This window comes from Deltaproteobacteria bacterium, assembly GCA_028818775.1.
Taxonomy (GTDB): domain Bacteria; phylum Desulfobacterota; class Binatia; order UBA9968; family JAJDTQ01; genus JAJDTQ01.
The window spans coordinates 37,577-58,508 of record JAPPNE010000147.1 but is presented as its reverse complement, the minus strand read 5'-3'; the positions used below and the strand labels follow the sequence as shown (position 1 = coordinate 58,508).

At 68.4% G+C, this 20,932-nt stretch carries 16 protein-coding genes and 1 pseudogene; 3 read left to right on the top strand and 14 right to left on the bottom strand.

Annotated features, from left to right (window positions below; all coding sequences use genetic code 11):
• Positions 1–898: aromatic ring-hydroxylating dioxygenase subunit alpha (locus tag OXU42_16155; protein MDE0030921.1), on the top strand; the 898-nt coding region annotated here is incomplete at its 5' end.
• Here the strand turns inward: OXU42_16155 and rsmI are convergent.
• From rsmI to OXU42_16140, 3 genes are all read right to left on the bottom strand, one after another.
• Entirely contained in the window at positions 892–1,722 is an 831-nt protein-coding gene (gene rsmI / locus OXU42_16150; GenBank protein ID MDE0030920.1) for a 16S rRNA (cytidine(1402)-2'-O)-methyltransferase, read from the bottom strand. The two genes, OXU42_16155 and rsmI, sit on opposite strands and share 7 nt — an antisense overlap.
• A 514-nt stretch (positions 1,723–2,236) precedes the next feature.
• The gene (gene ligA / locus OXU42_16145) at positions 2,237–4,258 is read right to left on the bottom strand and encodes an NAD-dependent DNA ligase LigA (protein MDE0030919.1); all 2,022 of its coding nucleotides are present in this window, start codon (positions 4,256–4,258) and stop codon (positions 2,237–2,239) included.
• A gap of 44 nt (positions 4,259–4,302) precedes the next feature.
• Entirely contained in the window at positions 4,303–5,295 is a 993-nt protein-coding gene (locus OXU42_16140; protein ID MDE0030918.1) for a hypothetical protein, read from the bottom strand.
• Positions 5,296–5,510: 215 nt separating this feature from the next.
• Here OXU42_16140 and OXU42_16135 point away from each other — a divergent pair, with 215 nt between their 5' ends.
• Both OXU42_16135 and OXU42_16130 read left to right on the top strand, forming a co-directional pair.
• Positions 5,511–7,232: a tetratricopeptide repeat protein gene (locus OXU42_16135; GenBank protein ID MDE0030917.1), complete on the top strand. Its 1,722-nt coding sequence runs from the start codon at positions 5,511–5,513 to the stop codon at positions 7,230–7,232.
• Positions 7,233–7,261: 29 nt separating this feature from the next.
• On the top strand, positions 7,262–8,032 hold the full coding sequence (locus tag OXU42_16130; GenBank protein ID MDE0030916.1) for a hypothetical protein: 771 nt from the start codon (positions 7,262–7,264) through the stop codon (positions 8,030–8,032).
• On the opposite strand, the gene OXU42_16125 is transcribed toward OXU42_16130, so the two are convergent.
• From OXU42_16125 to OXU42_16075, 11 genes and pseudogenes are all read right to left on the bottom strand, one after another.
• The gene (locus OXU42_16125; protein ID MDE0030915.1) at positions 8,033–9,619 is read right to left on the bottom strand and encodes an ABC transporter ATP-binding protein; all 1,587 of its coding nucleotides are present in this window, start codon (positions 9,617–9,619) and stop codon (positions 8,033–8,035) included.
• Positions 9,620–9,766: 147 nt separating this feature from the next.
• Positions 9,767–10,765: pseudogene (locus tag OXU42_16120) on the bottom strand (ABC transporter permease).
• A 139-nt stretch (positions 10,766–10,904) separates the two neighbouring features.
• Positions 10,905–12,020 carry a microcin C ABC transporter permease YejB gene (locus tag OXU42_16115; GenBank protein MDE0030914.1) on the bottom strand — a complete coding sequence of 372 codons (1,116 nt, stop codon included), beginning with the start codon at positions 12,018–12,020 and terminating at the stop codon, positions 10,905–10,907.
• Between the two features lie 104 nt (positions 12,021–12,124).
• A complete protein-coding gene (locus OXU42_16110) occupies positions 12,125–13,972 on the bottom strand; it encodes an extracellular solute-binding protein (protein ID MDE0030913.1) in 1,848 nt (615 codons plus the stop codon).
• Positions 13,973–14,113: 141 nt separating this feature from the next.
• Positions 14,114–15,271 carry a hypothetical protein gene (locus tag OXU42_16105; GenBank protein MDE0030912.1) on the bottom strand — a complete coding sequence of 386 codons (1,158 nt, stop codon included), beginning with the start codon at positions 15,269–15,271 and terminating at the stop codon, positions 14,114–14,116.
• The gene (locus OXU42_16100; GenBank protein MDE0030911.1) at positions 15,268–17,106 is read right to left on the bottom strand and encodes a glutamate mutase L; all 1,839 of its coding nucleotides are present in this window, start codon (positions 17,104–17,106) and stop codon (positions 15,268–15,270) included. The genes OXU42_16105 and OXU42_16100 overlap by 4 nt, the downstream gene beginning before the upstream one ends.
• Positions 17,103–17,813 carry a hypothetical protein gene (locus OXU42_16095; protein ID MDE0030910.1) on the bottom strand — a complete coding sequence of 237 codons (711 nt, stop codon included), beginning with the start codon at positions 17,811–17,813 and terminating at the stop codon, positions 17,103–17,105. The genes OXU42_16100 and OXU42_16095 overlap by 4 nt, the downstream gene beginning before the upstream one ends.
• A gap of 3 nt (positions 17,814–17,816) precedes the next feature.
• Positions 17,817–18,686 (bottom strand): hypothetical protein, encoded by an 870-nt coding sequence (locus tag OXU42_16090; protein ID MDE0030909.1) that lies wholly within the window; start codon positions 18,684–18,686, stop codon positions 17,817–17,819.
• Between the two features lies 1 nt (position 18,687).
• Positions 18,688–19,737 (bottom strand): hypothetical protein, encoded by a 1,050-nt coding sequence (locus tag OXU42_16085; protein ID MDE0030908.1) that lies wholly within the window; start codon positions 19,735–19,737, stop codon positions 18,688–18,690.
• Positions 19,734–20,543 carry a hypothetical protein gene (locus OXU42_16080; protein MDE0030907.1) on the bottom strand — a complete coding sequence of 270 codons (810 nt, stop codon included), beginning with the start codon at positions 20,541–20,543 and terminating at the stop codon, positions 19,734–19,736. Before OXU42_16080 ends, OXU42_16085 begins: the two co-directional genes overlap by 4 nt.
• Positions 20,543–20,830 carry a hypothetical protein gene (locus OXU42_16075; protein MDE0030906.1) on the bottom strand — a complete coding sequence of 96 codons (288 nt, stop codon included), beginning with the start codon at positions 20,828–20,830 and terminating at the stop codon, positions 20,543–20,545. The genes OXU42_16080 and OXU42_16075 overlap by 1 nt, the downstream gene beginning before the upstream one ends.
• Positions 20,831–20,932 lie beyond the last annotated feature (102 nt).

Here is a 20,932-nt window from a genome sequence, read left to right as displayed (position 1 = left end):
CAAGCTCATCGGCGTGCCGGGCATGAAGGAGATCTACAGCAACGAGCTGGACATGAAGCAGTGGGGCTTGGTGGAAGTGGCTCAACTCGACGTCCACAAGGGTCTGATCTTCGCCACCTTCGACCCCAAGGCGCCGCCGCTGTTGGACTACCTCGGCGGCCAGGAGCAGGAGCTGGGCGTCATGTTCGACCGCCGCGCCGGCGGCACCGAGATCATCGGCGGCGTGCACAAGTGGGTCATGAACGCCAACTGGAAGTACGCCGCCGACAACTTCTTCGGCGACGACGGCCACCACACCGTCACCCACGTCTCCGTGCGCGAGGTCCCGGTGGACGAGTTGTCCTACCCGCGCACCAATGAAGAACCCCGACCCTATGCCGGCGACATCGGCTTCACGCGGGTCGCCGGAGGCATCATCCGCGACTACCTCCTCGACCACTTCGACGAAGCCGTGCAGCGCATCGGCCCCGACCTCGCCCGGCAGGCCGGCCTCGTCACCACCGTCTTCCCCAACGTCTCCCCCAACTTCATCCGCCACATGATCCGCGTGTGGCACCCCCGGGGCCCCGGGAAGACCGAGATCTGGTCCTACTGCGTCGTCGACAAAGACGCGCCCCCCGAGATCAAGACCGCCATGCGCCGCCACCTCACCCAGACCTTCGGCCCCAGCGGCAACCTCGAGCAGGACGACATGAACAACTGGGAACAGTGCACCGGCACCGCCCGCGGCGTCATCGCCCGCCGCTACCCCCAGAACATCCAGGCCCACCTCGGCCACGAGGAAAAATCCGGCGCCTTCGGCGGCGGCAAGCGCCTGCGTCAATTCTACGCCCGCTGGGCGATGATGATGGGAGCGGAGAACTGGGGAGACGTGGACCTGGAGACCAAGTACTACTGAGGGAGCCGCTTGGCGACCTCCAACACCCGCTTGTAGACGTCGCGCTTGGCCAGCGAGAAGGTCCGGGCCACGAGCTTCGCGACTTCATTGGCCGATCCTCCCGCTTCGAGCAACCTGCCGATTTCCGCCCGCAACACCTCCTCGCTCACCGGCGGCCGCTCGCTCCGCCCCGCGATCACGACCACGAACTCCCCCTTCACATCCGCGTCATCGAACCTTTCCGCAAGCTCCGACAGCGTCCCGCGCAACAGCTCCTCATGCACCTTTGTGAGTTCCCGGCCCACCATCGCCGCCCGGTCGCCCAAGACATCGTACATGTCGCGCAACGCCTCCCGTATCCGGTGCGGCGCCTCGTACAGCACCAAGGTACGGTCATCCTCCCCAAGCTGTCGCAACACCTCCTGCCTCCGGCCCTGACGCGCGGGCAAAAACCCCTGGAACACGAACCGGTCCGTCGCCAGTCCGCACACGCTCAAAGCCGCCGTGGCCGCCGACACCCCCGGCACCGGTGTCACCCCCACCCCCATTTCCGCCGCCGCCCGTATCAGGTGATAGCCCGGGTCCGAAATGGTGGGCGTACCCGCGTCCGACACCAGCGCGATGTCCTCGCCCGCCTCCAGCCGCCGCGCCAGCACCCCCGCCTTGGTCCGCTCATTCCCCTCGTGGTAGCTCGTCACCGGCGTCGCGATATCGTAACGGCTCAGCAGCTTGCGCGTATGCCGCGTATCCTCCGCCGCGATCAAGTCCACCTCCCGCAACACCCGCAACGCCCGCAGCGTAATGTCCTCAAGATTCCCGATCGGCGTTGCAACCACGTAAAGCATGTTCCGACCCGCCCGTTTCGCCCCCTCCCCACCCCTGGATTCCCGCTTCCGCGGGAATGACGTTTCAGGGGGTTGTTGCCTCTCTCAGATGGGGTTTTGACATAGCCTGTACTGCGCGCATCCTGCCCAGCCGATGCCCCAATCGGCCTCGCGGATTCAAGAGCCCGATTCAGGAGCACTTTCGTGACGCGCCACGCCAGGGATGGGAGGTCAGGCCCCGGGATGATGTTGGGTCCGCCCTCCATCATCCCGGGGCCTGACCTCCCATCCCGTCCGGACACGCGGGGGGGGGGGGGGGGGGGGGGGGGGGGGGGGGGGTGGGCCGGGGGGGGGGGGGCGCGCGCCCCAACCCCCCCCCGGGGGGGGGGCAAAAAGGGAGCGGGGAGCTCCGGCGAAGGAGCCCCCCCCCGGGTTTGGTTGTACAGCCCCCTTTATTATTGTGGCACCCCCCTAAAAAACCCGTGTGCCTCACCTCCCATCCCGTCCGGACACGCACCCCCCTCAACCACCCCCCTCAACCACCCCCCTCCAGCATCTCCCTCAACCCATCCTCATCAAGCACCCGAACCCCCAACTCCTCCGCCTTCGCAGCCTTGGACCCCGGATCCACCCCCACCACCACGTAGTCCGTCTTCCCACTAACGCTCCCCGACACACGCCCGCCCAACGCAACGATGGACTTCTGCGCCTCGCTCCGCGACATGGTCGCCAGGCTCCCCGTAAGCACGAAGCTCAGCCCCGTAAGCGCCCCCTCCGCCGGAGCCTCCGCCTTGAGCCGGAACCCCGCCTCCAGCAGCTTGTCGATGACCCTCCGGTTCGCCGGTTCCGCGAAAAAGCCGGCGATGCTCTTGGCCACCTCCGGCCCCACGTCCCGCACCTCCGTCAACGCCTCCTCCTCCGCCCCCATGATCCCGTCCAGGCTGCCGAAGTGCTCCGCCAGCACCTTGGCCGTGGCCTCCCCCACGTGGCGGATCCCCAAGGCCGTGACGAAACGGGCAAGAGAGGTGTCCTTGCTGCGCCCCAACTCGCGGATCAAGTTCTGCGCCGACTTGGCCCCCATGCGCTCCAGCGACGCCAGCGTCTCCTCGTCCAGGCCGTAAAGGTCCGCGCTGTCCGCCACCAGTTCCTTCTCCACCAACTGATCGATGAGCTTCTCCCCGAGCCCCTCGATGTCCAGGGCGTTGCGCGAACCGAAGAACTTGAGGCTCTCCTTCAGCTTGGCGGGACACGACAACCCCACGCAACGGTACGCCGCCTCGCCTTCCTCGCGATAGACCTGGGAGCCGCAGCGCGGGCATCGCGCCGGCATCTCGAACACCCGCTCGCCGCCGTCCCTCGCCTCCTCCACCACGCGCACGACGTACGGGATCACGTCGCCCGCCCGCTCGATGACGATGGTGTCGCCGATCCTGATGTCCTTGCGCTCGATCTCGTCCATGTTGTGCAGCGACGCGTTCCGCACGGTGACCCCAGCCAACTGCACCGGTTCGAGATGCGCCACCGGCGTGAGAGTCCCCGTGCGCCCTACTTGGGGATGGATGTCGAGGATGCGCGTGGTGGACTGGCGCGGCTTGAACTTGTAGGCCATGGCCCAGCGCGGCGAGCGGGCGATCTGCCCCAGGCGCCGCTGCAATTCCAGGCTGTTGACCTTCAACACCACGCCGTCGATCTCGTAGGGCAGCTCGTCGCGCCGCCCTTCCATTTCCTCCTGGTAGGCGACGATCTCGTCCACGCCGCGGCACACGCGCGTGAGCGGCACGGGCTTGAGCCCCCAGTCCCGCAGCATTCCGAGAAAGTCCGCCTGGCTGGCGAACGACGCCGGCTCCACCGCGCCCATGCCGTGGCAGAACAGGTCCAGCGGCCGGCTCGCGGTAATCTTGGAGTCCAGTTGCTTGAGGGCGCCCGCGGCGGCGTTGCGCGGATTGGCGAACACGTACTCGCCGGCCTCCTCGCGTTGCTGGTTGAGGCGCCGGAAGCCTTCGGTGGGGTAGAACACCTCGCCGCGCACCGCCAGGAGCCGCGGCGCGGGCGCACCGTCCCGTCTCAGCGAAAGCGCCACCGAGCGGATCGTGCGCACGTTCTGCGTGATGTCCTCGCCGTCGGTGCCGTCGCCCCGGGTGGACGCCACCGTGAGGACGCCGTCCTCGTACACCAACTCGACCCCGATGCCGTCGATCTTGGGCTCCACGACGTATTCCAGGGGATCGGTGGTCTTGAGGAAACGCTGAATGCGCTGCTCGAAATCCGCCAGCTCGTCCGGGTTGGTGACGTTGTCCAGCGACAGCATGGGCAGCGTGTGCCGCACCGTGGCGAACCGTTCCACCGGCGGCCCGCCCACCTTGGCGGTGGGGGAGTTGGGCAACGCCAGCTCCGGGTGCTCCTGCTCCAGCCGGCTCAGCCGCCGGAACATTTCATCGTATTCGGAATCGGTGACGACCGGCGCATCGAGGACGTGGTACCGGTAGCTGTGCTCCTCCACCCGCGCGGTCAGTTCCCGGATCTCCGCCCTCAATGCCTCCAATGATTCGGCCACCATGCAGCTCCTTCAATGCCCGCCACGGACTCCTGTTTTGTTGTATGTCAACAAGAAGGCGGAGGCGCAAGGTTCGAATTCCCCTCCGTCAGGCCGGGATGCACGCGGCACTGCGCGAGCTTGCGAATGGCTCCCTCTGCCGTCAGCCGTCCCTCCTCGGTGATGATCGCGGTGACGCAATCCAGGGGCGTGAGGTCGAAGTAGCGGTTGACTACCCGCAGTCCCTCTGGGATCTCGGCCAGGATCTCCTCGGGCGGCCGTTCCCGCAGGTGACGGTCGGGAGACGCGGACGGCAGGAACTTCTCGCTCCCCGCCAGCACGTAGAACGGGACGCCCCAACTCCCGGCCGCCGCGGCCAGCCCGAGGGTGCCGGCCTTGTTGACGACGCCGTGGGGAGTGACGGCGTCCGCCCCGACCACCAGCATGGCGCGTTCGCTCCGCCGCAGCAGTGCGAACGCGAGGCTGTCGGTGGAAAGGGTCGCCGCGATGCCGCGCCCGGCCAGCTCCCGGGCCAGGGCGCTGCCTTCGCCCACGGGGCGCGACTCGGTGCAGTGGACCGTGAAGCGGCGTCCGGCATCCCGGCAACTCAGCAAGGCGGCGCGAACGGTGGAGCTCGCTGAATGGGTGAAGATCGCCGTACCCGGCTCGACGATCGCGCCGAAGCGGCGCCCGATGGCCCGGTTGTGCGCGTCCATGCGTTCGACGAAAGCGGCCGCGGCTCGCCGCACTCTACCGGGGATATCGTCGCGGCCCGCGGTGCCGGCACCGCCTGTGTCGCCGTCCTGCACGCATTCCAGCAAGGCGCCGAAGAGATTGTACAGGGGCGCCATCGCCGGATGGGCATCGATCAGCGCGTTTCCCAACTCCAGCAGCAGCGCCGCGATTTCGCCGGAGCCCGCGGTGCCGCGGGGCGCCGCGGCTTGCTGCCGGCAAGCTTCGTCGACGCGCTCCACCGCCAGCGCCGCCGCGTGCCGGGTGATGGTCTGGGAGCCGGAGGTGTTGTCGTTGCGAATGGAGTCAACCGCCGCGTCACGTTCCATGGGAACCTCCCGCCGCCGTGATGCCCGTCCCGAATACGAGCCCGCGAGCGCGGCGCGTTGACCGGTCACGCCGCCTGTGATAGCTAGTCCCCAACCTTGGGGCCCGCCTGCGCCGGTGGCTGGTTGCAAGTAACATTGTGAAACTGCTGGCGTTTCTCGTCACGGGCTCGCTCCGATGCGTACCGGCGGATACGGGTCCATTCTCAAGAAATACCATGTGGCAACTCCGCTGGGGAATCCTGTTGAGCCTGCTTGTCACGGCCTGTCTTCCCGTGGATGAAGTCGCGCAAGGACCGGCCGGTCCCTTTGCGGACGACGTCAAGGTCGCCGTACCGGCGGAAGCTCAGGCAATGTACCGCTACATGCGCGCCCGCATGGACGCGCTCGAGGGCGACTTCCGGGGGGCGCACGAGCATTACAGGGCGGTACGGGAGCATGACCCCGACAGCGCCTTGGTGCGCGCGCGCCTGGCCGGGTCGCATCTCGTCCTCGGTGAGATCGACGACGCCCTGCGCGAGGCGGAAGCCGCGGTGCGGCTGAATGACCGGGAGCCGGAGAACCGCCGCCTGTTGGCCGGACTCTACGGCGCCACCGGCCGGGTGGACGAAGCGATCCGGGAATACCGGAAGCTGCTGGAGCTGGACCCCGAGGATTCGCAGTCGCTCCTCTACCTGGGTGCGATCCATCTGGCCCGGGGCGACCACGAGCAGGCGCGCGAGCACCTGGAGCGCTACAAGAAGCGCAATCCTTCATCGCCGTTGGGCCCCTACTACCTCGGCCGCACCTTGGCGAACTCCGGCGAGCTGTCGCTCGCGGAGGAGAGTTATGCCGCCGCCCTCAAGCTGCACCCTTCCTCCGCGCCCGTGCTGGCGGAACTGGCGCTCGTGCAAGAGCTCCGCGGTCGCCGTGAGGAAGCTCTCAAGACCTACGAGAAGCTCCTGAAAGCCGATTCACGGGACGAGTGGGCGGGCAAACGCATCGAAACCCTGCGCGCCGGCGGCGAGGACCTCGCCGGGGCACGGGCCGAGTTCGACCGCCGCGGAGATCGAGAGGCCTCGCCCGGGTCGGCCCGGATGAAGGTGGGACTCGTCTACTACGAGCTGGGCAGCCTGCAGGCCGCGGTCACGGAGTTTCGGCTCGCCTTGGCGGAACGGCCGGATGACCAGCGCATTCGGTTTTTCCTGGGCCTGACGTTGGCCCGGCTGGAAGACCGGGAAGGCGCCGCGGCGCACTTTCGGCGCATCCCCCGGGACAGCGAGTACTTCGTCGATGCGCAGGTCCAGCTCGCGTCGGTCTACCAGGGACAGGAGCGGTACTCCGAGGCGGCGGCCGTCATCCGGGAGGCGATGGAGGAGGACGACCGGCGACGCAGGGAGTTGCTGCGTTTTCTGGCCGAGATATACCGCAAGGCCAAGGACTACCCGAACGCCATCGAGGTCATGCACCAGGTGGTGGAACTGGACCCCGAGAACGATCGCGTCTACTTCTCGCTGGGGGCTCTGTACGACGAGAGCAAGGACAAGGACAAGACCATCGAGTACATGCGGAAGGCCGTCGAGCTCAACCCGGACAACGCGTCCGCGCTGAACTATCTGGGTTACACCTACGCCGAGTTGGGTGTGGAGCTCGACCGTGCGGAGGAGCTGATCGTCCGGGCGCTGGAGATCGCTCCCAACGACGGCTACTACATCGACAGCCTGGGGTGGGTGTACTACCAGAAGGGGCACTACCGGAGAGCCATCGAGCAGCTCGAGAGGGCGGTGAGCTTGGTGCCGGACGACCCCATCATCATCGAGCACCTCGGCGACGCGTATCTCAAGGTCGGCGAGACGGACAAGGCGCTGCGAACCTACCGCGACGCGCTGAAGGCGGCCACCAAGGACGAGGAAGTGGAGCGAATCCGAGGGAAGATCGGCCGGCTGGAGCAGGGAGTTTGACGGCGTTGCGGAGCATACGAACGCACACATTGGCGGCCGTGTTATGCGCCATGGCGCTGTCGGCGGGATGTGCTCTCAGGCAGACCGGCCCCAAGCCCGAAGCGGCGTCCGAGCCCAGGGCCGTTCGACCCCTCGGCGCCATTCTCGAGGAACGGGACCGGGCGCTTCAATCGTTGCGCGGCTTGGCCAGGATCAGCTACCGCGCGGCAGGGAAGAGACGCGCGTTCAACGCCGCGGTGCTGGTGCGCAGACCCCACCGTCTAAGGCTCGAGGCGTTCTCCCTGGTGGGCGCGGCGCTCATCCTCACCGTCGACGACGATGAGGTCACCGGGTTCCTTCCCTCCGAAGCGCGCTTCTACCGCGCCAGGACTTCGCGGCAGAACCTCTTCAGGGCCACCGAGTTGCTGCTCGAGCTGGAGGAGATGGTGGCGTTGATGATGGGTCTTCCGCCGGTGCGGCCGGGCGCCGCCTGGAGCGCGGACGGCTCTGTGCTGCGGCGCACACGGGCGGGCGGCGGCGCCGATGTCCTCACCTTCGATGCGCAAATCCAGGCGCCGGTGCGCTGGCAACGCTTCGGCCCTTCGGGCAAGCCCTGGTACGTCGCCACCTTCGAAGACTTCACCGATACCTCCGCCGGTCCCTTCCCGCTGAAGATCACGCTGGAAACCCCTCCGCTCCGGCGCTCCTACGAGATCCGCTACGACGAGCCCGAGCTGAACGTCACCCTGCCCGAATCCCACTTCGTCCAGGAACTGCCCGAGGGCGTCGTGAGAATCCCGCTGCCGGCCCCCACCGGCTGATCAAATGTCGAACGCGGCGGCCACGAGTTCCTTCGTGTACTCGTGCCGCGGCGCCTCGAAGATGGCCGCGGCCGGACCCTGCTCCACGACCACGCCCCGGTGCACCACCAGGACGTGGTGGCTCATGGCGCGCACCACCTTGAGGTCGTGGCTGATGAACAGGTAGGCGCAGCGGTGTTGTGCCTGGAGACGCCGCAGCAGCCCGACGATCTGTGCCTGCACGGACACGTCCAGGGCGGAGGTGGGCTCGTCCAGCACCACGAACCGCGGTTTCAGCACCATGGCCCGGGCAATGGCGACGCGCTGGCGCTGTCCCCCCGAGAACTCGTGGGGATAGCGGTGGCGCGCCTCGGGCTCCAGTTCCACCTCGCGCAGGGCCTCGACGATGAGCGCGTCGCGCTCCTCGGCCGTGCGCCCGAGCCCGTGGACCACCAGACCCTCCTCGATGATCTGCGCCACGGAGAGGCGCGGGTTGAGCGAGCCGTAGGGGTCCTGGAACACCACCTGCATGTCGCGCCGCAGCGGCCGCAGCGCGCGCGAGCGCAGTCCCTGGATCTCGCGCCCGTCGAAGCGCACCGAGCCGTTGCTTGCGGTGAGGCGCAGCAGCGCCATCCCCAGCGTGGTTTTGCCCGAGCCGCTCTCGCCCACCACGCCCACGGTCTGTCCCGGGTGAAGCTCCATGGAGATGCCGTCCACGGCGCGCACATGGTCCACGGTGCGCCGGAGAATCCCCGCCTTGATGGGATACCAGACCTTGAGGTCGTCGCAGGCCGCCAACGGCGCGCCGCCGGTGTCGGGAGGGGCCGGGGCGCCCTTGGGGGTCGACGCCAGCAGGTGGCGCGTGTAGGGGTGTTGGGGCCGTTCCATCACGTCGGCGGTGGCGCCCGCTTCCACGATCTTGCCGCGCTGCATGATGCACAGGCGGTCGGCCAGCCGGCGCACGATGGCCATGTCGTGGGTGATGAACAGGATCGCCATGCCCAGGCGCCGCTGCAGGCTCACGAGGAGCTCCAGCAACTGCGCCTGGATGGTCACGTCCAGGGCGGTGGTGGGCTCGTCCGCGATAAGCAGGTCGGGCTCGTTGGCCAGGGCCATGGCGATCATCATCCGCTGGCGCTGTCCTCCAGAAAGCTCGTGTGGATAGGCGCCCAGCCGGCGCTCGGGCTCGACGATGCCCACCAGTCGCAGCAGCTCCAATGTGCGCTCCGTGGCCGCGGCGCCGTCGAGCCCCTTGTGCAGCTTCAGGGTCTCGCCGATCTGGCGCGCGATGGTGTGCAGCGGGTTGAGGGAGGTCATGGGTTCCTGGAAGATCATGGCGATGCGGTCGCCGCGTATCTCCTGGAGGTCCCGGGGAGAGGAGCCGAGCAGCTCGGTCCCTTGGAAGCGGATGCTGCCGCGCGGGTGGCTGGCCGCGGGGTAGGGCAGGAGTTGCAGGACCGACAACGCCGTGGCCGACTTGCCCGAGCCGCTTTCGCCTACCAGCGCCACGGTCTCGCCCTTGCGGATGGTGAGGGAGACCCCGTCCACCGCTTCCACGGCGCCGGCCCCCGCGCCGAAACGAACCCCCAGGTCGTTGATGGAGAGCAGCGCCGTGCCGGCCCCGGACGCGGTGCCCGCCGCGGCCGGCGCCACCGTCGCGGCCACGGTCCGGGGGCTTTCCCCGGGTGTGCGCGCAAGGGCCGTGGACGCGTCCTCGGCGTCGTCCGCGGACTCCGGCGCGAAGGTCTTGCGCGGGTCGAAGGCGTCGCGCACCGCCTCGCCGATGAACACCAGCAGGCTCAGCATGACGGCGATGACGAAGAAGGCGGCGAACCCGAGCCACGGCGCCTGCAGGTTGTCCTTGCCCTGCTTCAGCAGCTCGCCCAGGGACGGAGAGCCCGGCGGCAGGCCGAAGCCCAGGAAGTCCAGGGCCGTGAGCGTCACCACCGCGCCGCTGGTGATGAACGGCAGGAAGGTCAGCGCCGCCACCATGGCGTTGGGCAGCACGTGGCGCGCGATGATGCGCGGGTTGCCCACGCCCAAGGCGCGGGCGGCGCGCACGTAGTCGAGGTTGCGCGCGCGCAGGAACTCCGCGCGCACCACGCCCACCAGCGCCATCCAACTGAACAGCAGCATGAAGCCCAGCAGCCACCAGAAGCTCGGGGTCACGACGCTGGCCAGGATGATGAGCAGGTAAAGGGTGGGCAGCCCGGACCACATCTCGATGAAGCGCTGGAAGAGCAGGTCGAGCCAGCCGCCGAAGTAACCCTGGACCGCGCCCGCGCCGACGCCGACGACGGAGCTGACCAGGGTCAGCACGAGGCCGAACAGCACCGAGATGCGAAAGCCGTAGATGAGCCGGGCGGTGACGTCGCGCGCCTGGTCGTCGGTGCCGAGCCAGTTGCGCGCGGTCGGCGGCGAGGGCGCCGGCGTGGGCAGGCCGAATACGATGGTGTCGTAGCTGAAGGGAACGGGCGGCCAGAAGATCCAGCCGCGCTCCTGGATGAGCGCCTGGACCTCGGGGTCGTTGTAGTCCGTGTCGGTCTCCAGGAAGCCGCCGAACTCCGTCTCGGGGTAATCCACCAGCACCGGCGTGTAGAACTTCCCTTCGTAGCGCACGAGCAGCGGCCGGTCGTTGGCGATGAACTCGGCGAACAGGCTCACGAACAGCAGCGCGGAGAACACCACGAGCGACCAGTACCCGCGCCGGTTGGCGCGGAAGTTCCGCAGGCGTCTTCGGTTGAGCGGCGTCATGCGAGTCGCAGATTGTTGTTGGGTGGCGTCCTTCGACTTCGCTTCGCTACGCTCAGGACGAACGGTTGGAAAAGGACTCTTTCCGTTCGTCCTGAGCGTAGCGAAGCGAAGTCGAAGGACGCCATAATCCCACCCGCGGTCAGGTCTCCCGGCTCTCGAAGTCGATGCGCGGGTCCACCACAACGTAGGTGAGGTCCTCCACCAGCTTCATCACCAGACCCAGCAGCGTGAAGAAATAGAGCGTGCCGAACATCACCGGGTAGTCGCGGTTGATGGCCGCCTCGAACCCCAGAAGCCCGACCCCGTCCAGGGAGAAGATCACCTCGGTGAGGAGGGCGCCGGTGAACAGAATGCCGACGAAGGCGCCGGGAAAGCCGGCGATGACGATGAGCATGGCGTTGCGGAAAACGTGCCGGTAGAGCACCCGCCGCTCGCTCAGCCCCTTGGCGCGGGCCGTCATCACGTACTGCTGGTTGATCTGGTCCAGGAATGAGTTCTTGGTGAGCATGGTGAGGCCGGCGAAGCCGCCGATGACCATGGACGCCACCGGCAGGGTGATGTGCCAGAGGTAGTCGACGATGCGCTGCCAGAAACCCAGCTCGCTCCAGTTGTCGGACACCAGGCCGCGCAGCGGGAACCAGTCGAAGTAGCGCCCGCCGGCGAACAGCACGATGAGCAGGATGGCGAACAGGAAGCCCGGCACAGCGTTGCCCACGATCACCGCCCCGGAGCTCCACACGTCGAAGCGCGTGCCGTCGCGCACGGCCTTGGCCACGCCCAGCGGGATGGAGACCAGGTACACCAGCAGCGTGGTCCAGAGCCCCAGGGAGATGGACACCGGCAGCTTGTCCATCACCAGTTGCACCACCGAGCGGTCGCGGAAGAAGCTGTCGCCGAAGTCGAAGCGCAGGAAGTTCCACATCATCAGGAAGAAGCGCACGTGCGGCGGCTTGTCGAAGCCGAACTGGCGCTCGATCTCCTTGATGAACTCGGGGTCGATGCCCTGGGCGCCGCGGTAGCGGCCGGCGGTGCTGCTGCCGCCGTCCCGTGACTGCTGGGCCGACGGCCCCACCTCGCGCTCGTCGCCGCCGCCGCTGAACCGCTCGGTGGCGGACACGTCGGTCTGCTGGAGCTTCGCCAGGATCTGCTCCACCGGCCCGCCGGGCGCCGAGTGGATGATCACGAAGTTCAGCACCATGATCCCGATCAGTGTCGGGACGATCAGAAGCAGCCGGCGGATGATGTAGGCGAACATGCGTGTATTTCCCCGCCTCGCCCCCGCCTGGATTCCCGCTTTCGCGGGAATGACGACTAGGGGCGTGTGCGCCATCTAGGGGGTTCGGTACCAGCCAGCGATGGTCAGCTCCCGGAGCGCTTCGCCTCCAGTTCGGCCTCCTTGCGGGGGTCGATCCACCATGCGTCGAACTGCACTCCCTGCGTGGGGGTGACTTCGGGGCGGCCGAAGCGGTCCCAGTACACCAGGCGGTCGTAGGGGATGTGCCACTGGGGGATCACCCAGTGGCCCCACTGGAGCACCCGGTCCAGGGCGCGCACGTGCGCCACCAGGCTCTTGCGGTCGGGGGCGTTGACAACGCCCTCTACCAGCGCGTCCACCACCGGGTCCTTGATGCCGATCAGGTTCCGGCTGCCGGGGCGGCCGGCGAAATCCGACCCCCAGTAGTTCCGCTGCTCGTTGCCGGGCGAAAGCGACTGCCCCCAGGTGCCGATGACCACGTCGAAGTCGAAGTCGTCGAGCCGGCGGCGGTACTGGGCGCTGTCCACCGTGCGCACGGTGGCGGCGACGCCGAGCCGCTCCAGGTTCTTGGCGAAAGGCAGCACGATGCGCTCGAACAGCGGGCTCACCAGCAGGATCTCGAAGTCCATGGTCCGGCCGCTGGCCTTGTGGGTGAGCTTGCGCACGGCCTTGTCGAAGCTCCAGCCGGCCTCGCGCAAGAGCTTCGCCGCCCGACCGAGATTGGCGCGGATGCGCCCGGAGCCGTCGGTGGCCGGCGGCGCGTAGGCTTGGGTGAACACCTCCGCCGGAACCCGCCCGCGGTAGGGCTCGAGGACCGCCAGCTCTTCCGCACCCGGCAGCCCGGTGGCCGCCAGCTCCGAGTTGTCGAAGTAGCTGCGGGAACGCGCGTACTGCCCGTAGAAGAGAGCTTGGTTGGACCACTCGAAGTCGAAAGCGTAGGCGAGCGCCTGGCGCACCTTTCGGTCCTGGAAGAGCGGCCGGCGCGTATTGAACACGAATGCCTGCATTCCGGTGGAACGATCGTGGGGGATCTCTTCCTTCTTCACCAGCCCCTGCTTCAGCGCGGGAAAGTCATAGGCGGTGGCCCAGTTCTTGGAGCTGTTCTCGCTCCGAAAGTCGTACTCGCCGGCCTTGAACGCCTCCACCGACACCGTGCCGTCGCGGTAGTAGTCGTAGCGGATGCGGTCGAAGTTGTCCCGCCCCACGTTCACCGGCAGGTTCCGGCCCCAGTAGTCCTCCACCCGCTCGTACTCCACGTGCCGGCCGGGCTCGAAGGCGCCCACCTTGTAGGAACCGCTTCCCAGGGGCGGTTCCAGGGTCGTCTTGGTGAAGTCCCGCTCCGCCCAGTAGTGCTTGGGCAGCACGATCAGTTGCCCCAGGATCAGCGGCAGCTCGCGGTTGGTGCCGCTCTTGAACGTGAAGCGCACGGTGCGCGCGTCGCGCTTCTCCACCTGCTTCACGTCGCCGTAGTACCCTCGGAAGAAGGGCACCGCCTTGGTGATCAGTGTCTCGAAGGTCCACACGACGTCGTCCGCGGTCACCGGCTTGCCGTCGTGCCAGCGCGCCTCCGGCCGCAGCCGGAACTCCACCCAGGAGCGGTCCTCGGGGACGGTGATGCTCTCCGCCAGGAGCCCGTATTCGCTGAAGGGCTCGTCCGCGGACCCGCTCATCAGGGTCTCGTAGATGCGTCCGATGCCCGCGGCCGGGCTGCCCTTGACGATGAAGGGGTTGAAGCTGTCGTAGGTGCCGATGGCCTGGAGCCGGACGGCGCCGCCCTTGGGCGCATCGGGATTCACGTAGTCGAAGTGCTTGAAGTCCGGCGGGTACTTCAGGTCGCCGTGCATGGCGATGCCGTGGCTCGGGCGCGCCTCCTCAGCGGCCCCCGCGACACCCGGCGCGGCGGCCAGCGCAAGCGCACAGAAAACCGCCCCTAACAACCGACTCGATTGCATGAAACCTCCTCGATAGGGAACCCCAGATCAGTAGCTGTCGCCATGAGGAAAAGTATGGTAGGCGCAAGAACCCTTTTCAAGGGGGCTGATTCTATCCGGAAGCGGCGCGGCCAAAAGCGTCGCCATAGTCCGGGTCCCCGGTTACAGCAGCTCCACGTTGGCCCGGGGTACGGTGACGGTCCCGCCGTCGGGGAGGCGGGCCTCCAGCACCCGGGTGCGGGCGCCGGTCTCGATGGGTTGCGGTTCGGTGGGCAGGGCGATGATCTCGGCGGCGACGCCGAAGTGAGGCTCCCGGATGATGCGCACGAAGGCGCCGACGCGCAGCCCGGACCCGGGGTCCGGCGGCGTGGGCGTGGGGCGGTCGCCGGTCGCGGCATCCCTCGCTTCGCCGGAGCCGGCGGGGTCTCCCGGCCGGGCCACGATGATCTCCGGGCGCACCGCGCCGGCGCGCACCTGGGTGGCGCCGTTGATGGAGGCGGCGCGGCCTTCGAGACTTTGCAGCAGGGCGTGGGTGCGCTCGGCCACGGGCAGCCAGCCGAAGCCTTCGGTGACGATGACTGTCATGGACACGTCCTCGTGTCCGGTGACGGCCATGCCGAGGTCGTAGCCGAGGTAGCCGGTGAGGGCGTAGTCGTCGATGGAGCCCACCACCAGGCCCGCGGCGCCGTTGGCGGCGGCGCGCTGCAGGGCCTCGAGCGTCGGGCGCGTGCCCCCCACCAGCACCTGGCCGGCCACGTCGTCGGGGATCTTCGCGGGACCCAGGAGGGTCTTGGGGCCGCCGTCGAGCATGCGGATGAGGCCGGAGCGCTCGCCGCCGACCCCGAAGATGCCCTGGATGAACGCGCCGCGGCTCTCGATGGTGACGGACTTGCCCGGGTCCACGGCGGCCACCGTGCCGGGCACGTAGGCGCTCAGCTCGATGGCATGGGGCGCGAGCCGCACCCCCACGTGCCCGGTGCGCGGCGCGATGAATTCGACGGCGCCGCCCAGGGGCGCATGGAAGCGCGAGCGGAACAGGCCGAAGAGGCCCGCGTGCTCGCACAGGAGGTCTCCCTCCGCGATGGCATCGCCCTCGTTCACCGCCAGACTCCTGAGGGCCTCGGCCGGCTCGATTCCGAGAGCCTCGGGGATGCGCAGGATGGAAAGGTCGCCCGGCAGTTCCGCGCGCGCCACCACCGTATCGGCGGCCACGGCGTCGCCGGGGGCGCACAGGATGCGGCCCGGCACCGGAAGCTCCCGGGTCTTCCGCACCACGGTTTCGGCCACCACCTGCAGCGTGGGTGTGAGCGCCTGGGTCATGATTCGATGAGCCCCAGTCCGGCCATGACGGCCCGGCGCTCCGCCGCTTGCTCGTCCACGGACGGAGCGGTTTGAAGAGGCCGGTTGCGGCCGTCGAGGATGACGCCGCAGATGCCCGCGGTGAATTCCCGGTCCAGGGGCATGCCCGGGCCGGCGCCCACGTCGATGGATCCGCGCGCGGGCCGGACCACGAGCCGGGTGGCGGCGCCGGGTTCCAGGCCGATGCGCTCCAGTACGCCCGCCTTGAAGGGTTCGGCGGGTTCGCCGTTGACGAACACTTCCGCGAGCACCGAGCCCGCCGGGCGCTTGCGCGGGAACACGGGCACCACCGCGTGGGCCACGTTCACGAGGCAGTCGCGCAGGAATATCTCGCGCGCGGCTTCGGGATGGATCGAGGCGAACACGCCCAGGTGGGGCATCATGAAGATGGAGTCGACGGCGATCTGCGTGAAGCCCAGCAGCCCGAACCCCTCCAGGATCATGAGCGCGGCGCTCAGGCGGTCCGGGGCGTGGCTCAGGACGCCGCCGGAGCCGATCACCAAGTCCAGGCGCATCATGTCCACCAGGCCCGCGCGGCTCGCGGTCTGCGAGAAGATGTCGGCGATGCCGCGCTGCTGCTGCACGCCGCCGAGCCCCACCGCCAGGGAGCGGTGGTGCACCAGCGCCAGGCGCAGGGCCTCCCGGCACACCGCCTGCTCCAGCCACAGGTCCTCCAGAGTCTGCGGAATCGAGGTGGGCCGGATCATCTTGTTGCGCAACCGGTCGCGGATCTCCGAGGGCTGGATCTCGTAGGGGAGCCAACGGCGGATGCCTTCGACGCCGGCCTCGATCAGCACGTTGGCCACGGAGTAGCTCATGCCCAGGTTGGCGCTCACCGTGCGGTTGAACGCCGGCTCGCCGTCCCGGTTCTCGAACACGCTGAACACGTCGGTGGTGGCGCCGCCGATGTCCGCGCACAACACCGCCTGTCCGGTGCTCACGGCGTGCTCCCGCACCATGTCGCCCACGGCCGCGGGCGTGGGCATCACCGGCACCGGCGTCCAGCGCAGCAGCTTGTCGTAGCCCGGCGAGTGGCTCATGACGTGGGTGAGGAAGAACTCGTGGATGGCCTCCCGCGCCGGACCGAGGTTCTCGGCGTCGAGGTCCGGGCGCACGTTGTCCACCACCGCCATCTGCGCGGTCTTCTCCAGGATGCGGCGGACATCGTCCACGGCTTCGTGGTTGCCCGCGTAGATCACCGGCAGTCGCAGCGTGTCGCCGAACCGGGGCCGCGGCGACGCCGCCACCAGGGTCTCCGCCATCTCCACCACGTGCTCCTGGGAGCCGCCGTCCACGCCGCCGGTGAGCAGCACGATGTCGGGCCGCAGTTGCCGCAGCCGCTGGATGCGCTCGTGGTCCTCGCGCCCGTCGTCCGCGGAGATGGCGTCCATGACGATGGCGCCGGCGCTCAGGGCCGCCCGTTCCGCGGACTCCGCGCTCATCTGCCGCACCACCCCGGCCACGGTCATCTGCAACCCGCCGCCGGCGGAGCTGGTGGAGAGGTAGAGGTCAATGCCGTGGGCGCGGTCTTCGCCCGATTCGAGGAACGGCGCCCCGCCGTCCTGCCCGGCGTCGGACATGAGGATCGTCCGTCCGCTGATCTCTTCCACCTCGGCGAAGGCGTTGCGCGCGCCGACGGTCACGTCCGCCACCGGCTGCTCCACCGTGGTGGGCGCCTCGCCGCGGTGCGTCTGGCGCCAGCCTTCTCCGGTCTTCTCGAACAGCAGCGCCTTGGTGGTGGTGGAGCCGCAGTCCGTGACCAGCACGGTGCGCAGGGAGACGGGATCCGTCTTCATGCGATCAGCCCCGCCAGCGCGCCGTACCAGTCGATGAGCAGGAACTGCACCCGCTCCACCAGCAGCGCCGTGCGCGCCATGACCGTGGAGCCGAAGAACGCGCCGAAGCACACCATGAGCAGCCAGCGGCCCGAGAGGGCGACGCCGTCGGCGGCGCGGTTCCCGTGCCGGAACGAGAAGAAGAAGTAGTACATGACCGCCAGCAGCGTGAAGATGAAGAACGCGTTCTCCAGGCTGGCGCCCACCGCCAGGACGCCCTCCTCGAACACCACCAGGGGCCGGAAGCTGCTCACCACCTGGGGCATGATCTGGTTGAAGAAACCCTTGAAGGCCAGCCCGCCGCTCACTCCCAGGGAGAAGCCGATGACCAGCTTGGCGAGCCAAGCGTACCGCCGCGAGTACAGGAAGTAGTAGAACAGCCCGAACACCATGGGCAGGAGGTAGAGCAGGAGCCGCGGGTCGTACTCGTGGGAGAGGCTGCCGTCCGGGTAGGTCACGATATCCAGGCCCAGCATCGGCACCAGCACCTTGGGCCAGAGGAAGTTCTTGATGCCCAGTACCAGGAGGAAACCCGCGGCAATGCCGATGAACAGGTGCTCGAAGAACCGGAAGAAGGGGTTCTCCTTGATCAGGAAGCTGAAGACGGCGAGCGTCCCGATGCCCCCCACGAGCACCGTGGCCACGTGCCAGGCGTCCAGGCTGGTCATGGGTCAGGACCCTTCCCTTCGGCGCCCGAACAGGCCCGCCAGGTTCCCCAGCACGATGAACGCGATGACCACGAGCTGGGCCACCCCCAGCCCGGTGTTGAGCATCAGCGACTCGTCCACCGGGCGCTCGGGGTAGTGCCGGCTCAGCAGCTCCGAGTACCATGCGGCCCCGGCCAGCCCGCCCAGCAGGCCCTGGATCTGTCCCGAGTCCAGGTAGATGAACGCCTCCGGGATGGTGATGGAGGTGCAGCCGTGGCCGAAGGCGGGGGTGTAGTCTTTGCTGGTGAAAAACTGCACGTAGTTGTCGAACGCGTCCACCAGGCCGGTGAACTCGGCGAGAAAGGCGATCTGGCGCAGCGTGCGCAGTTCGCTGAACGCGGGCAGCTCGGAGATGCGGTTGCCGCGGGCGTCCTTCTGGAACAGCTCGGCCAGGTTCTCCGACTTGGGAATCGCCTGGATCAGGATGCGTGCTCCGGGCCGGTAGCCCAGGTTGATCCAGTCGCGGCCGTACTCCCAGGTCTCGCCGGGGTTTTCGCGCTCGAGCTGGCGCGCCACCTCCTCGGGGATGGACTTGAGGAACGGCTCGGCGAGGTGATAGAGCGAGAACAGGATCACCGGGATGCGCCGGCGCATCAGGTGTTCCACCACCGCGCGCGCCTGCGGCTGGTTCTCGCCCTTGGTGCTGGGGCCGAAGTCCATGGCCACGAAGGCGTAGCGACCGGGCGCCGTCTCGATGCCTTCCACCACCTCGAAGAACCGCTCCGCGTCGCTCATGCGCGCCGGCTGCACCGTGTACTGCGTCACGATGGGCGCGCTCAGGGCCAGGAAGACCAAGAGGTAGATCCAGCGGCGGTCGAGCCGGGCGAGGTTCACGTCAGCGTTCCTCCCGGTCGAAGGACTCCGATTCGATGGAGAACCACATGCGGAACGCCATCACCAGTCCCGCCACCCCGGCACCGAAGGTGATGGCGCGGAACGCGGCCGAGTTGGGTATCTCCAGGAGCCACAGCCGGAGGTCCGGCAGCCCGGACCAGATCCACACGCCGAAGGGGATCTGCCCGAGCATCACCAGCACCGCGGCGATCATCATGAGCGACGATTCGGCGGAGCGCACCCGGAAGGCGCGGTAGGCCGCGGCCGCGATGTAGAAGCCCAGGAGCGAGAACATGGCCGAGCCCAGGGCCACGAACAGCCCTTCGAAGAGCAGCCGGTAGACGTGCTTGGGCGTGGAGTACTCGTACTCGAGGTTGCGCAGGTTGCGCCAGTTCTCGGCGAGGCCGCGCAGGGCGCGCACGACCGCCGCGTTGGCGGCTAGGTCCGGCGCCACGCCGTCGGCCACGGTGAGCCGTTCGGCCGCGGCGCGCGCCGCCCCGGCGCGGTTCCCCACCTCCGCCAGGTAGCCCCGCGCGAGTCCGTGGTCGATGCTCCCTTGCACGAAACGCGCGAGGTCGAAGGCGCCGGCCTCGTCTTCGATGCGCGCCAGCAGGCGGTTCAACGCTTCCCGCAGGCTGCGGTTGCGCGCGGGCGCGGGCAGCACGCCCTCGGCCGCGTTTTCGTGGTCCGACCGGATGCGTCCGGCGAAGTCCGCCAGCCGGGAAATACCCGCTACTTCCTCCGCCACCCGCCCGGTACCGCGCCAGTCCTGGACCGTCACGACGATCATGATGGCGAGGCCGGAAAGCAGCGTCACGCTGTAGAACCACTCCCGGCGCCGGAAGACGATGCGCGAGCCGTGCTGCATGAGCAGGTTGATGAGCCCCAGCCCCGCGGCCATGGCCCCCACGGTGATGAAGCCGTTGGAGATCTGGTCGTGGTAGGTGTCGACCTTGACCCCGAACACGGTGCCCGGGAGCACGAACTCCAGGAAGAAATAGATGCCGCCCAGGAACGTGACGAGCTTGATCAGGCGCGCCCGCACGTTCACGACCCGAACCCCCAGCCGACGTGCATGAGCGTGCCCAGGTTGGTGAGGCCCAGCTCGGGCCACAGGCTGTTCAGGGTGGCGATGCCCACCCCGGCCAGGATCATCAGGAACAGGAAGAGCTTGGCGCGGTCCTGCCCGTAGAGGCTGCCGAGCTGGACCGGCTCACGGGTGAGGTAGGCCGAGGCGGCGAACAGTTCCTCGCCGATGAGGGTGTAGTCGCACGCCGCGATGAAGAACGCCACCTGCTCGGGGCTTACCGAGGCGCCCACCTGCATGGCGCCCACCTGCTGCCCCGCCTCGGCCAGGATCAGCGATTCGGCGGCGAAGTGGCCGAAGAGAAAGGCGCCGGCCACGCGCTCCCGCTGCACCATCCCGATGTAGCCCGCGGCGAAGGCGAACTGTTCCTCGGAGAGGAAACGGATGTTGCGCGGGTCGAACTGGGCCGAGCGGCCCTCGGCGCGGTAGGCTTCGCGCAGCACGTCCTCGGCGATGGCCATGACCTCCGGGGTGTTCTGGGGCACCAGCAGGCGCGAGCGGTACTGCGCCGCCTTGCGCGCCACGTAGTAGAGCACGCCCAAGCAGGCGTACAGGACCGGGCTGACGTTGGTGAGGCCGGTGGAGAAGGACAGCGGACGCCCCAGCTCCGCCGCGCGCCCGGCGGCCTCGTCGATGGCGTCCACCCCCGCCAGCCGGCGCACGTAGAGGTCCTTCCGCCGCCGCGCCACGCGGATGTAGTAGAGCACCGGCCCGATCATCAGGGCCATCACCACCAGCACTCCCGGAGTGGCGTTCTCGAAGCCGCCCATCAGCCGCCTCCGCCTTCTCCGGCCAGTTCCTCGATGCGCCGGATGAGCCGCTCCACGTTGTCCCGCGACTGGAGAAACGCCGGCAGCTCCCGCGCCTTCGCGCCGAACAGCGGCAGCATCATCGGCAGGCTCATCACCGCCGCCGTGTGGAACAGCGACGTCAGCGGTTTGTGGGCTTCGAGAAACAGGATCGCCGGCACCGTCATGCGCCGGGCATGCACCGCCTGGGCGAGGCGCTCGATGAGCGCGTCGGAGGTTTCGGACTGGCTGTCGTAAGGCGCTTCCATGGCTCGTGAGAGCGTGGGACCCAAATTTGGCGTCTAACAGGATTCCCGGGGTCGATCAAGGAAACGGGCATGGACTGCGGGAGTCAGTTCGTGAAGCAAATG